Annotated in this window: 1 protein-coding gene; it reads right to left on the bottom strand. The window is 58.5% G+C overall.

What is annotated here, in order from left to right:
• A partial coding sequence (locus tag ACRXB1_RS37380; RefSeq protein ID WP_449494937.1) for an EF-Tu C-terminal domain-related protein occupies positions 1-468 on the bottom strand: 468 nt, incomplete at its 5' end.

The raw sequence follows: 468 nt of genomic DNA, 5'->3' as shown, positions 1-468 counted from the left end.
TTACTCGAGAACCTTGGCCACGACACCGGCGCCGACGGTACGACCGCCTTCACGGATAGCGAAGCGCAGACCTTCTTCCATGGCGATCGGAGCGATCAGCTTCACCGTGATCGACACGTTGTCGCCCGGCATGACCATTTCCTTGTCCTTCGGCAACTCGATCGAACCCGTCACGTCCGTGGTACGGAAGTAGAACTGCGGACGATAGTTGTTGAAGAACGGCGTGTGACGACCGCCTTCGTCCTTGCTCAGCACATACACTTCAGCCGTGAAGTGCGTGTGCGGCGTGATCGAACCCGGCTTGGCCAGCACTTGACCACGTTCCACGTCTTCACGCTTCGTGCCGCGCAACAGAATACCCACGTTGTCGCCCGCTTGACCTTGGTCCAGCAGCTTGCGGAACATTTCCACGCCCGTGCACGTCGTCTTCACCGTCGGCTTGATACCGATGATTTCGATTTCTTCGCC

Source organism: Caballeronia sp. M23-90 (assembly GCF_053574605.1).
The sequence above is the reverse complement of the archived record's forward strand: the minus strand, read 5'-3'. Positions and strand labels throughout refer to the sequence as shown.